15 protein-coding genes and 1 pseudogene are annotated in these 12,095 nt (G+C 71.6%); 6 read left to right on the top strand and 10 right to left on the bottom strand.

From position 1 onward, the window contains the following. Positions 1-67: 67 nt before the first annotated feature. Complete coding sequence (locus LV79_RS24655; protein WP_253841187.1) at positions 68-697, bottom strand: TetR/AcrR family transcriptional regulator; 630 nt, start codon at positions 695-697, stop codon at positions 68-70. A 77-nt stretch (positions 698-774) separates the two neighbouring features. On the opposite strand from LV79_RS24655, the gene LV79_RS24650 reads away from it, so the two are divergent. From LV79_RS24650 to LV79_RS24625, 6 genes are all read left to right on the top strand, one after another. Next, positions 775-2,283: a flavin-containing monooxygenase gene (locus tag LV79_RS24650; protein WP_285470445.1), complete on the top strand. Its 1,509-nt coding sequence runs from the start codon at positions 775-777 to the stop codon at positions 2,281-2,283. A gap of 11 nt (positions 2,284-2,294) precedes the next feature. Beyond that, positions 2,295-2,789 carry an SsrA-binding protein SmpB gene (gene smpB / locus LV79_RS24645; RefSeq protein WP_253840621.1) on the top strand — a complete coding sequence of 165 codons (495 nt, stop codon included), beginning with the start codon at positions 2,295-2,297 and terminating at the stop codon, positions 2,787-2,789. 13 nt (positions 2,790-2,802) lie between these two features. Then, positions 2,803-2,985: a hypothetical protein gene (locus LV79_RS24640; protein ID WP_253840620.1), complete on the top strand. Its 183-nt coding sequence runs from the start codon at positions 2,803-2,805 to the stop codon at positions 2,983-2,985. Between the two features lie 660 nt (positions 2,986-3,645). Further along, positions 3,646-4,176, top strand: a complete 531-nt coding sequence (locus LV79_RS24635) for a hypothetical protein (RefSeq protein ID WP_253840619.1) — start codon at positions 3,646-3,648, stop codon at positions 4,174-4,176. A 20-nt stretch (positions 4,177-4,196) separates the two neighbouring features. Then, the gene (gene bcp, locus LV79_RS24630; protein WP_253840618.1) at positions 4,197-4,670 is read left to right on the top strand and encodes a thioredoxin-dependent thiol peroxidase; all 474 of its coding nucleotides are present in this window, start codon (positions 4,197-4,199) and stop codon (positions 4,668-4,670) included. Between the two features lie 129 nt (positions 4,671-4,799). Beyond that, positions 4,800-5,693, top strand: coding sequence for a serine hydrolase (locus LV79_RS24625; RefSeq protein ID WP_253840617.1), 894 nt, complete (start codon positions 4,800-4,802; stop codon positions 5,691-5,693). A 549-nt stretch (positions 5,694-6,242) separates the two neighbouring features. Here the strand turns inward: LV79_RS24625 and rdgB are convergent. The 9 genes and pseudogenes from rdgB to LV79_RS24580 all read right to left on the bottom strand — a co-directional run bounded on the left by rdgB (position 6,243) and on the right by LV79_RS24580 (position 12,038). Continuing rightward, positions 6,243-6,842: an RdgB/HAM1 family non-canonical purine NTP pyrophosphatase gene (rdgB, locus tag LV79_RS24620; protein WP_253840616.1), complete on the bottom strand. Its 600-nt coding sequence runs from the start codon at positions 6,840-6,842 to the stop codon at positions 6,243-6,245. Beyond that, positions 6,839-7,600: a ribonuclease PH gene (gene rph, locus LV79_RS24615; protein WP_253840615.1), complete on the bottom strand. Its 762-nt coding sequence runs from the start codon at positions 7,598-7,600 to the stop codon at positions 6,839-6,841. The genes rdgB and rph overlap by 4 nt, the downstream gene beginning before the upstream one ends. 23 nt (positions 7,601-7,623) lie before the next feature. Further along, entirely contained in the window at positions 7,624-8,394 is a 771-nt protein-coding gene (locus tag LV79_RS24610) for an MBL fold metallo-hydrolase (RefSeq protein ID WP_253840614.1), read from the bottom strand. A 36-nt stretch (positions 8,395-8,430) separates the two neighbouring features. Beyond that, a complete protein-coding gene (gene murI, locus LV79_RS24605) occupies positions 8,431-9,228 on the bottom strand; it encodes a glutamate racemase (RefSeq protein WP_253840613.1) in 798 nt (265 codons plus the stop codon). Continuing rightward, positions 9,225-9,848 (bottom strand): rhomboid family intramembrane serine protease, encoded by a 624-nt coding sequence (locus tag LV79_RS24600; RefSeq protein WP_253840612.1) that lies wholly within the window; start codon positions 9,846-9,848, stop codon positions 9,225-9,227. The genes murI and LV79_RS24600 overlap by 4 nt, the downstream gene beginning before the upstream one ends. A 53-nt stretch (positions 9,849-9,901) precedes the next feature. Next, on the bottom strand, positions 9,902-10,375 hold the full coding sequence (locus LV79_RS24595; RefSeq protein ID WP_253840611.1) for an SRPBCC family protein: 474 nt from the start codon (positions 10,373-10,375) through the stop codon (positions 9,902-9,904). Between the two features lie 41 nt (positions 10,376-10,416). Further along, positions 10,417-10,536 (bottom strand): annotated as a pseudogene (gene cysM / locus LV79_RS24590) (cysteine synthase B); the annotation flags it as partial. A 244-nt stretch (positions 10,537-10,780) separates the two neighbouring features. After that, on the bottom strand, positions 10,781-11,731 hold the full coding sequence (locus LV79_RS24585) for a PLP-dependent cysteine synthase family protein (protein ID WP_253840610.1): 951 nt from the start codon (positions 11,729-11,731) through the stop codon (positions 10,781-10,783). A gap of 28 nt (positions 11,732-11,759) precedes the next feature. After that, entirely contained in the window at positions 11,760-12,038 is a 279-nt protein-coding gene (locus tag LV79_RS24580; protein WP_092783651.1) for a MoaD/ThiS family protein, read from the bottom strand. Positions 12,039-12,095 lie beyond the last annotated feature (57 nt).

Raw genomic sequence — 12,095 nt, 5'->3', positions numbered from 1 at the left:
TTGAGCTTGCTCGCCGCGACCGATTCCCGCTCGCTGACGGCGGCAGGGCTATACCCCTGTCGGGGGGTTACCGCGCGGTTGGGGGTTCCACGAGGGCGGCGAGGCCGGTCCAGAGGACGCGCATCAGGTGGTCGGCGGCTTGTTCGGCGGTGACGTCGTCGCGGCTGACGTACCAGAGGGAGAGCCGTTCGCAGGCGCCGACGACGATCTGCGCGGCGGCTTCCAGGTCGACTCGGGGCGCGTCGGGCAGGAACGCGGTGAGCAGCGCGAGGTCGATCTCGACCTGTTCCTGGCGGATGGCCTCGACCTCGGCGGCGGCCGCCTGCCCGGCCACGGCGGCCTCGTTGCGCAGCACCAGCGACCAGGCGCGGCGGTGGGCGTCGGTGAACTCGAAGAAGGCGACCAGGCCCCGGCGCAGCGCGTCGCGGGGGCCGGTGGCGCCGACGGCGGCCTGGGTGATGGCGGTCGCGAGTTGGCCGCGCGCCTGCCGGATGCAGGCGACCAGCAGGCCTTCCTTGGACCCGAAGTACTCGTAGAGCATGGGTTTGGAGACCCCGCAGCGCTCGGCGATCTCGTCCATCGCGGCGGCGGCGTAGCCCCGTTCGGCGAAGATCTCCTCGGCCACGGCCAGCATCTGCCGTTCCCGTTCGGCGCGGGGCATGCGGCGCTTGCGGGTCTGCGGCGCGGTGGTCACCAACACACTCTACCGCAAGTAACCTACTTAAAGTAAGGTTGACCGCGGGTAACACCTGATCGAAGGCAGGGAGGGTCGCCGTGGGCAAGCTCGTCAACACCGGTGTCGTGGTGGTCGGCACCGGGTTCTCCGGCATCGGGATGGCCGTCGGGCTGCGCAGGGAGGGCCGCGAGGACTTCGTGGTGCTGGAGAAGGCCGCCGACTTCGGCGGCACCTGGCGGGACAACACCTACCCCGGCTGCGCCTGCGACATCCAGTCGCACATGTACTCGTTCTCCTTCGAGCAGAAGCCGGACTGGACGCGCTCGTACGCCCCGCAGCCCGAGATCTGGCAGTACCTGCGCGACGTGGCGGCGAAGTGGGACCTGGCCCGCAACACCCGCTTCGGCGTCGAGGTGACCGGCGCGCGCTGGGAGTCCGGCGAGAACCGCTGGTACGTCGAGACCTCCGGCGGCGACACCTACGTCACCCGGTTCCTCATCGCGGGCATCGGCGCGCTGCACATCCCGTCGATCCCGCGGCTGCCCGGTATCGAGGACTTCACCGGCGCCACGTTCCACTCGGCCCAGTGGGACCACGACTTCGACCTGACCGGCAAGCGGGTCGCGGTGATCGGGACCGGCGCCAGCGCCGTGCAGTTCGTGCCCAAGATCGCCCCGGAGGTCGCCGAGCTGACCCTGTTCCAGCGGACCGCGCCCTGGGTGATGCCCAAGCCCGACCACGCGATGCCGGTCTGGTCGCGCGACCTGTTCGCCAGGGTCCCCGGCGCCCTGCGCGCGTACCGGCACCTGCTGTACTGGGTCAACGAGGTCCGCGCGGTCGGGTTCAACGGCCACCAGGGGATCTTGAAGCTGGCCTCGAAGCTCGCCGCGCACAACATCACCAAGGCCGTGCGGGACCCGGAGCTGGTGCGGAAGCTGACCCCGGACTACGTCATGGGCTGCAAGCGGGTGCTGATCTCCAACGACTACTACCCGGCGTTCAACCGGGCCAACGTGCACCTGGAGACCTCCGGCGTCGCCGAGGTCCGGGCGACCAGCGTCGTGGGCAACGACGGCCGCGAGCACGAGGTCGACGCGATCATCTACGGCACCGGGTTCCACGTCACCGACTCGTTCGACTACCTGAAGATCACCGGGCGGGACGGCGTCGACCTGGCGGGGCTGTGGCGGGAGCGGGGCATCGGCACCCACCTGGGGATCACCGTCGCCGGGTTCCCGAACCTGTTCTTCCTGCTCGGCCCGAACACCGGCCTCGGCCACAACTCGGTGGTCTTCATGATCGAGTCGCAGATCCGGTACGTGGTCGAGGCGCTGCGGCTGGCCGACCGCGAGGGCGCCGAGGCGCTGGACGTGCGCCGCGCGGCGCAGGACGCGTTCAACACCGACGTCCAGCGCAGGCTCGCCGCCGGGGTGTGGACCCAGGGCGGCTGCACCAGCTGGTACCTGGACTCCCAGGGCGTCAACCGGACGATCTGGCCCGGCTTCACCTGGCGCTACTGGCTGCGCACCCGCCACGTCGACCCGAGCGACTTCGAGCTGCTCAGCCGCGCCGCAAATCCCGCGAGCGAAACGGCGGGCGTCCGCTAGTTTCTCGTGGCATGGCCAAGGACCCCAACAGCGCGACGATCGCCACGAACCGGCGGGCCCGGCACCACTACGCCGTGCTCGACACCGTCGAGGCGGGCGTCGTGCTGGTCGGCACCGAGGTCAAGAGCCTGCGGCTGGGCCGCGCGTCCCTCGTCGACGCCTTCGCCACCATCGACGACGGCGAGATCTGGCTGCGCGGCCTGCACATCAACGAGTACACGTTCGGCACCTGGACCAACCACACCCCGCGCCGGGTCCGCAAGCTGCTGCTGCACCGCCGCGAGATCGACAAGCTATCGCAGAAGGTCCACGAGTCGGGCCTGTCGCTGGTCCCGCTGTCGATGTACTTCGTCGACGGCAAGGTGAAGGTGGAGTTGGCCCTGGTGCGCGGCAAGAAGACCTGGGACAAGCGCGCCGACCTCGCCGACCGCGACGCCAAGCGCGAGATCGAACGCGCCTTCGCCCGCCAGGTCAAGGGCAAGCGCCGCGAGCGCCCCCGCCCATGACACCATCGGCGGCGTGCGCCCGCCCCGCCTGTTCACCGCCCTCCTGGGCCTGGTCGACAAGTTCGAGGAACGCGGCGTCCACGTCCCCGGCGCCGACGACGGCAAGATCTCCCCGTGGCGCGACTTCGGCTGGCTGATCGCCGCCTGGCTCGTCGCCATCGGCTTCTTCATCCTCTTCTTCGCCTTGGCCGCCTGACCCCCGGCGCGCACTGACCTCGCCCCCTGCGGCGCCATGCCCACCCACCGCTGCGGCATGCAAGCCCCGAGGGCGTTCGCGCGTGATCTCCCACAGCCAGTCCCGAATCGAGTGAACCTCAGCCGCCACCTCGCCTCTCCCCCAGGTCGCGTTATCCACAACCCCCCGAGTTGTCCACAGCCCAACCACACCCCTATGTCGCCACCCCCACCCCCGGTAGACTGGCACTGGGGACGCCCCCCGGAGAGGGTGGGGGCTGGGGTGCCGGAGGCGGCCCCCGCGACGGCGGCCCGAGCGAGGCGGCGGCGCCCGTCGGATGGGGTGGCGGGGGTCCCCGGGGGGCGGTCCAGTCGATCACCCGGCCCGATCCAGCGGATCACTCGCGCCCGATCCGGTCGACCACCGTCTCTCGGTCCAGCGGATCACCCACCCCCGATCCAGTCGATCACCCGACCTCGGGCCAGTCGATCTCGCGGGGGGCGGGCGACACGGGCCGCAGTGGGCTTTGTCACGCTGGGTGCACCGGTGATCACGGCTCGGCCACAGTGCGGAACCAGGTGCGACTCAACGGCCTATTCGGCTCGGCGGGGTGGCCGCTGGTGGTGCCATGGTGGGGTCGTACGTCCCCACGCGTCCCCCGCCAGGAAGTAGGCACGTCCGGTGAAGATCGTCGCGCTCGTGGCCGTCTGCTGCGCGCTCTTGGTGGCGATCACCGGGTGCGGTGGTGCGACCGCCTACTCGGCGACGGTGGCCGCGGCCGCCCCGAGCGCCACCCCGACCGAGTTGGCCGGGGTCAGCCAGCCGACCCGCAGCGGTGAGCCGACGGCGTTGGGCATGGGGTTGACGATCACCGTGTCGGCGCCGAAGTCGTTCGTGCCGACCGGGGCGGCGTTCCCGGCGGTGCGCAGGGCGGTCGGGTTCGAGATGACGGTGCGCAACGAGGGCAGTTCCCCGTACTCGCCGACGCTGCTGTCGCTCTCGGCGCTGGCCAACGGCTCGGCGAGCAGGCAGGTGATCGACTCGGCGCAGGGCTACTCCGGCGCGGTCGGCACCGAGGCCGTGCCGCCGGGGCGCAGCACCCGGTTCCTGGTGGCCTTCGAGCTGCCGCCGGAGAAGGTGGCCGTGGTGGTGAGCGCGCAACCGGACCCGGCGGGCGCGGCCGTGGTGACCGTGTTCGACGGGCAGGCGTAGCGGCGCGCTAGCGTCGTCGCATGACCGAACAGTTGCGCCTGTCCCCCGGTGACGCGGCACCGGAGTTCACCCTTCCCGACAGCGAGGGCACCGAGGTGTCGCTGTCGGACTTCCGCGGCAGGTCCGTCGTCGTCTACTTCTACCCGGCCGCGTCGACGCCGGGGTGCACCAAGCAGGCGTGCGACTTCCGGGACAACCTCGCCGAGTTCAACGACGCCGGGTTCGCGGTGGTCGGCATCTCCCCCGACAAGCCCGCGAAGCTGGCGAAGTTCGTCGCCGAGGAGGGCCTGACGTTCCCGCTGCTGTCGGACCCCGACAAGGCCGTGCTGACCGCGTACGGCGCGTACGGCGAGAAGCAGCTCTACGGCAAGACGGTGACCGGCGTGATCCGCTCGACCTTCGTCGTCGACCCCGAGGGCAAGATCGCGCACGCCGGGTACAACGTGCGGGCGACCGGGCACGTGGCCAAGCTGCGCAAGGACATCTCGGTCTGACCTGAGAATCCGGTGAGGGTCCGCCCGGCCGGGCAACCGAAGCGGGCGGTGTCCCGTTACGGCGTCCCCGCGGGGGAAGTTGCCGCCTGACCGGGTCAACTTCCCGGTCCGACCGGGCGTTTCACCGGTGTGCGCCCACTTCGGAACCTCACCCTGATCGGCCTGGTCGCGACTCTGGCCGTGGCCGGGTGCGGGGTGGCCGAGCAGCCGCAAGTGCTGCAGGTGTTGGAGCAGACCAGTTCCACCCCGCCCTCGCCGACGACCGCGCCCGCGGACGGGTCGCCGACGGTGCAGGCCGCGCCGGAACAGCGAGCGGCCGAGCTGCCCGACGCGGACGAGATCGTCGCGGCGGTGCGCTCGGTGCTGGGGTCGGCGCGGGTCGGGGTGCTGGTGGTCGACCGGGACACCGGCGCCGACCTCGTCGCGGTCGAGGCGGAGCGCCAGTTCCGGTCGGCGTCGCTGGTGAAGCTGATGATCGCCGTCGACGTGCTCGCCGACGGCCCGACGGCGGCGACCCGCAAGCGGATCTCCGCCATGCTCACCGCCTCCGACGACGACATCGCCACGTCCCTGTGGGTCCGCCAGGGCGGCACCGACCTGCTGACCCGCTCGACCAGGCGGATGGGCCTGACCGGCACCGAACCCCCCGCCATCGTCGGCCGCTGGGGCGACGTCCTGCTCACCGCCCGCGACGTCGCCAAGGTCTACGACTACGTCCTCGACGAGCTCCCGGCCGACGACCGCGCCCTCATCGTCGACTCCCTGGCCGCCTCGACCCCCACCGCCGCCGACGGCTTCGACCAGACCTTCGGCATCCCGAGCGGCATCTCCGCTGAGTGGGCCGTCAAGCAGGGCTGGTCCGACAGCACGAACGACATCGTCGTCCACAGCACCGGCCTCGTCGGCGACCACTGGCGCTACATGGTCGTCCTGCTCACCGAGTACCCCCTCGGCACCCGCTGGGCCAACGCCCGCAAAGCCGTCACCGCAGGCGCCGCCGTCTTGGACCCGTACCTGTCCTAGCCCCGATCGCCCTGCTTGTCCGCAGCCGCACCAACCGAGGCCGCCCGCACGCGATCACCCACAGCCAGTACCGAATCGAGTGAACCTCGGCCAGCTCCCCACACGTTCCCCAGGTCGCGTTATCCACAACCCCCCGAGTTGTCCACAGCCCAACCACACCCCTAGGCCGCCACCCCCATCCCCGGTAGACTGGCATCGGGGACGCCCTCCGGAGAGGGTGGGAGCTGGGGTGCCGGAGGCGGCCCCCGCGACGGCGGCTCGGGCGGGCCCGGCAGCGCCGGTCGACGAGGCGGTGGGGGTCCCCGCGATTGCAGGTCGCGCAGACTGGGCGGCGCCGAAAGGTGAGGCAGAGAGGGTCCCCGCGACGGCGAATCGAGCAGTGCCGGAGGCCAACTGGGGGCTCGACCACGGCGAGTTGAGCTAGCCCGGCAGCGGCCGTCGGCGAGATGGAGGCCGTGAAGGCAGGCCGAATCGCGCCAGCCAGGCGGTGCGGGTCCCCGCGATGGCGGGGTGGCGTTCAGCGCCGCTTGAGTGAAAGCAGCGGTGGGACTAGAGCGCGGCCAGGTGTGGCAGCAGGAGTCGGAGGGCTTGGCCGCGGTGGGAGATGGCGTCCTTCTGCTCGGGCGTCAGCTCCGCCGAGGAGCAGTCGTGGCCGTCCGGGCGGAAGATCGGATCGTAGCCGAAGCCGTTGGTGCCCGCTGGTTCGCGGGTGATGGTGCCCCGCCAGTCGGCGCGCAGGGTGGTTTCGGTGCCGTCGGGGTGGACGAGGGCGATGGCGCAGACGAAGCCGCCGCCGCGGCGGTCGTCGGGGACGTCGCCGAGTTGGGCCAGGACGAGGTCGAGGTTGGCCTTGTCGTCGCCGTGGGTGCCGGACCAGCGGGCGGACAGGACGCCGGGCATGCCGTTGAGGGCGTCGATGGCGATGCCGGAGTCGTCGGCGATCGCGGGCAGGCCGGTGGCCGCGGCCGCGTCGCGGGCCTTGGCCAGGGCGTTCTCCTCGAAGGTGGCGCCGGTCTCCGGGGCCTCCGGGAAGTCGGGGACGTCGGCGAGGCCGACGATCTCGACGCCGTCGACCTGGTTGGCGGCGAGGATGCGGCGCAACTCGGCGAGCTTCTTGGCGTTGCGGCTGGCGAGCAGGACGCGGGTCATCGGCTGCCCTTCGGCTCGGGCAGGGTGCCGGGGTAGGGCAGGGCGAGGGCCTCGGCCTGGACGCGGTTGAGCTCGGCGCAGCCCGCGAGGGCGAGGTCGAGCATGGCGTCGAGGGTGGAGCGGGCGAAGGTGGCACCCTCGCCGGTGCCCTGGACCTCGATGAGCGTCCCGGCGTCGGTGGCGACCACGTTCATGTCGACCTCGGCGCGCGCGTCCTCCTCGTACGGGAGGTCGAGCCGCACCCGGCCGCCGACGACGCCGACGCTGACCGCCGACACCGCGCAGGACAGCGGCTGCGGGTCGGCGAGCTTGCGCGCGGCACCCAGGTAGGTGATCGCGTCGGCCAGGGCGACGTAGGCGCCGGTGATGGCCGCGGTGCGGGTGCCGCCGTCGGCCTGGATCACGTCGCAGTCGAGGTGGATGGTGTTCTCGCCGAGCGCCGACAGGTCGATGCACGCGCGCAGGGACCGGCCGATGAGCCTGCTGATCTCGTGCGTGCGGCCGCCGACGCGGCCCTTCACCGACTCGCGGTCGCTGCGGGTGTTGGTCGCCGAGGGCAGCATCGCGTACTCGGCGGTGACCCAGCCGAGCCCGGAGCCCTTGCGCCACCGCGGCACGCCCTCGGTGACGCTGGCCGCGCACAGCACCCTGGTGCGGCCGAAGGACACCAGCACCGATCCGGCTGGCCAGTCCTGGTAGCCGCGGGTGATCGTGATGTCCCGGAGCTGGTCGTCGTTCCTGCCGTCGCTTCTCACCACCCGGTCAGCCTAGCCGGCCGCCGCTAGAGCTCGTAGGCCGCGCCCTGCTCGACGACGGTCACCTCGCCGGGGAAGGCGGCGACGGCTTCCGCGTGGACGGCGTCGCGGTCGGTCCACGGCGGAATGTGGGTCACGAGGAGTCTGCTGGCGCCCGCCGCGGCGGCCAGCTCGCCAGCTTCCCGACCGGACAGGTGCAGGGCCTCCTTGGCGCCCGAGCCGTGCGTCCACGACGCCTCGGCGAGCACCACGTCGGCGCCCTCGGCCAGCGCCAAGACCGAGCGGCACAGGCCGGTGTCGCCGGTGTACACCAGGGACCGGCCGCCGTGGCTGATGCGGAAGCTGTAGGCGTCGCACGGGTGCGCCGCCGTCGCGACAGCCACCTCGAAGGGTCCTATATGGACAGTACCGGGCGTTAATGGACAGAAGTCGAACACATCGGACAGATCCGTGACAGCCAGCTCGTCGTCGTCGGTGGCGTACGCGCCCGCGAACCGGCGCGGCGCGGCTCTCGGGGCGTGCACGGGTAAGCGGTTCGCCCGGGGGTCGCGGCTGGGACGCGGGTGGTAGCGCCGGTAGACGGTCAGCGACGCGAAATCCGCGCAGTGGTCGGCGTGCAGGTGCGAGAACAGCAGGGCGTCGAGCGCGAACGGGTCGCGGATCGCCTGCAGCGCGGCGAGGGTGCCGCTGCCGAGCTCGACGCCGAGCAGGAACCCCTCCGCCTCCAGCAGGTAGCCGGATGAGGCGGCGTTGGGCCCTGGAACGCTTCCTGAGCACCCGAGAACGGTCAGCAGCACACCGAACAGCCTGTCACAGCGGGCATCGCGGCACGATCACCATCGAGCCAATGGAGCAAGGCCCGCGCCGCCGCCGAGTCCGAGGAAGCGGCGCGCCAACCGGTCGAACGGCTCGGCCGGACCGGTCGCGCTGAACTCGTGCACCGGCTCGTCCTCGTCCTCGGTCAGCAGCCCGGTCTCGGTGAGCACGCGGAAGACGTCCTTCGCGCACTCCTCCGCGCTCGACACCAGCGTCACGTCCGGTCCCATCACGACCTGCAACACCCCGGTGAGCAGCGGGTAGTGGGTGCAGCCGAGCACGACGGTGTCCACAGCGGCCTGTTGCAGCGGTTCCAGGTAGGTCTGGGCGAGGCCGAGAACCTGGCGTCCCGAGGTGACCCCGCGCTCGACGAAGTCGACGAACCGGGGGCACGCGGCACCGGTCACGGCAATGCCCGGGGCTGCGGCGAAAGCGTCGTCGTAGGCGCGGGAGCGGATGGTGCCGGTGGTCCCGATCACGCCGACCCTGCCGGTCTTGGTGACCGCGGCGGCCCGGCGCACAGCGGGAACGACGACCTCGACGACCGGGATGTCGTAGCGCTCGCGGGCGTCGCGCAGGCACGCGGCGGAGGCGGTGTTGCAGGCGAGGACGAGCATCTTGACGCCGCTGGCGACGAGCTCGTCGGTGCGCCGCAGGGTGATCTCGCGGACCTCGGCGATCGGCCGGGGACCGTACGGGTTGTTGGCGGTGTCACCGATGTAGCGCAGCCGCTCGTGCGGGAGCTGGTCGATGATCGAGCGCGCCACGGTGAGCCCGCCGACCCCCGAGTCGAAGATGCCGATCGGGGCGCTCACGCGGCCGCCTGCTTGGTCACCGACCGGTTGCCCATCGACACCAGCCAGGCGGCCAGGATGCCGCCGAGCGCGCCGAACAGGTGGCCCTGCCAGGAGATCCTCGGGTCGCCGGGCAGCACGCCGAACAGCATCGTGCCCCAGTAGCCGAGCAGCACCAGCGCCAGCGCTATGTGCAGCACGCTGCGGGTGAACAGGCCGCGCACCAGCAGGAACAGCAGCCAGCCGAAGCACAGCCCGGACGCGCCGACGGTGACCGTGCCCCCGTCGCCGGTCAGCCACACCCCGACGCCGCTGACCAGCCAGATGGTGGCGGTGACCGCGACCCACTGGGCCAGCCCGTTGGCCATCGCCAGGAACGCCAGCACCAGCAGCGGCAGCGTGTTGGACACCAGGTGCGCCCAGCCCGCGTGCAGCAGCGGCGCCCACAGGATCCCGTCGAGCCCGGAGCTGTCGCGGGCGATGATGCCGAACTGGTCCAGGTCGGCGGGCAGCACGGCGTCGACGAACTCGATCAGGTACAGCAGCGCGGCGAACCCGCCGACGACGATCAGCGCCTGCAACGGGTTCGGCGGCAACACCCGGGCGGCGGGCTTGCTCGGCTGGACGGGCACGGTGCTCACACCACTGAGACTACGTGTTCGCGCGCCTCACCGGATCCGGTGAAACCCGGAGCTCACCCCGAGACCGCGGCCCGCGCCAACCTGGCCAGGGACTCGTCCATCCGCCGCTTGATCTCCCTGGTCCACGCGGTGCGCATGAGGAACCCGCGCAGCAGGTCCACCGGCTCCTGGACGGTGCGCAGGCTGACGGTGGTGCGCTCGCCGTCGGGCTGGAGCTCGATGGTGAACCGCGTCGCCCTCGCCAGCGTCGGCGCCGCCTTCCCGTCCAGCCGCTCCGCCTTGTGCACCCACCCGATCAACACCGGCGCCTCGAACGCGACGACCTCCTGGTCGATCTCCGACCGCCGGTTCCCCCACAACCCGTGCTGCCTGCGCAGCTGCCCGACCCCGTCCCCGGACAACACCTCGGTCCGCTCCGAGAAGCTGAACCAATCCGGCGCCCGCCCCGCATCCGACACGATCGCCCACACCTGCTCCACCGAAGCAGGCACCTGAGCGCTCCGCAGCACCTCCACCACACCGGACATACCCGAGAATCTAGCCCGGACCACCGCGCACGGGTCAGCGGCTACGCCCAGAGGTGGCCGTCGAGGCGGTCTGAGGCTTCGTCGATGGTGCCGCTGTAGGCGCCGGTGGAGAGGTATTTCCAGCCTGCGTCGGCGACGATGAAGACGACGTCGGCTTCCTCGCTCGCACTCTGGGGCACCGCTCCAGACATCCGCGCGGTGGAGCGCAGAGGCAGTGCGCCCCACCAGCCTGCATGCCGTTACGGACCCGAAGTCCACGCGGCTTCGGCACGCGAGGTCAGCTGGCTGCGACCACACGGCGACTCTGGGGCTCGACATCCCGGCGCGATGCTGTCCACCGCTGCTTCGAAGCCGCGCCCTCACGCACAACAGCGACGCGGCGCTGACCAGGTGCGCGCCGACTGGCTACGCCCAGAGGTGGCCGTCGAGGCGGTCTGAGGCTTCGTCGATGGTGCCGCTGTAGGCGCCGGTGGAGAGGTACTTCCACCCGGCGTCGGCGACGATGAAGACGACGTCGGCTTCTTCGCCCGCGCCTGCGGCCTTTTCGGCGGCGGCGAGGGCGGCGTGCAGGATGGCGCCGGTGGAGACGCCCGCGAAGATGCCCTCGGTTTCCAGGAGTTGGCGGGTGCGGCGCAGGGCGTCGTAGGAGCCGACGGAGAAGCGGCTGCTCAGGACCGACGGGTCGTACAGCTCCGGTACGAAGCCCTCGTCCAGGTTGCGCAGGCCGTAGACCAGCTCCCCGTACCGGGGTTCGGCGGCGATGATCTGGATGTCCGGCTTGTGCTCCCGCAGGTACCGGCCGACGCCGACGAGGGTGCCGGTGGTGCCGAGGCCCGCGACGAAGTGGGTGATGGACGGCAGGTCGCGGAGGATCTCGGGGCCGGTGCCGGTGTAGTGGGCGGCGGCGTTGTCCGGGTTGCCGTACTGGTAGAGCATCACCCAGTCCGGGTGCTGCTCGGCGAGTTCCTTGGCGCGGCGGACGGCCTCGTTGGAGCCGCCCGCCGCCGGGGAGAACACGATGCGGGCGCCGTAGGCCTGCAGCAGCAGCTTGCGCTCCTCGGAGGTGTTCTCCGGCATCACGCAGACCAGGCCGTAGCCCTTGAGCTTGGCGGCCATGGCCAGCGAGATGCCGGTGTTGCCCGAGGTCGGCTCCAGGATGGTCGCCCCGGGCGCCAGCCGACCGTCGCGCTCGGCGGCGGTGATCATGGCGAGCGCGGGGCGGTCCTTGATGGAGCCGGTCGGGTTGCGGTCCTCGAGCTTGGCCCACAGCCGCACCGTCGGCGCCGGGGACAGCCGGGGCAGCCCGACCAGCGGTGTGTCACCCAGCGCGTCGAGCAGTGAGTCGTAGCGGGCCACGGGTCCCCCTCAAGCGAAGCCGGAAAAACTAGCGCGCGCCACCGGCGACGGCGGGCAGGATCGTCACGTTGTCGCCGTCGGCGACCTTGGCCTCGAGGCCACCGGCGAAGCGGACGTCCTCGTCGTTGACGTAGACGTTGACGAAGCGGTGCAGCACGCCGTCCTTGACCAGGCGGGCCTTGAGGCCGCCGTGGTTGGCCTCGAGGTCGTCGATGACCTGGGCCAGGGTGTCGCCCGCGGCCGGGACGGTCTTCTCGCCGCCGGTGTGGGTGCGCAGGATGGTCGGGATCGAGACGGTGACGGCCATGGTGGGTCATCCTCCGGGAGGTGGGTTCATCGAAAGGGACGCGCGGGGGTGCGGCGG

It is taken from the genome of Actinokineospora globicatena, assembly GCF_024171945.1.
Lineage (GTDB): Bacteria > Actinomycetota > Actinomycetes > Mycobacteriales > Pseudonocardiaceae > Actinokineospora > Actinokineospora globicatena.
This window is presented reverse-complemented; position numbering and strand designations above follow the sequence as displayed.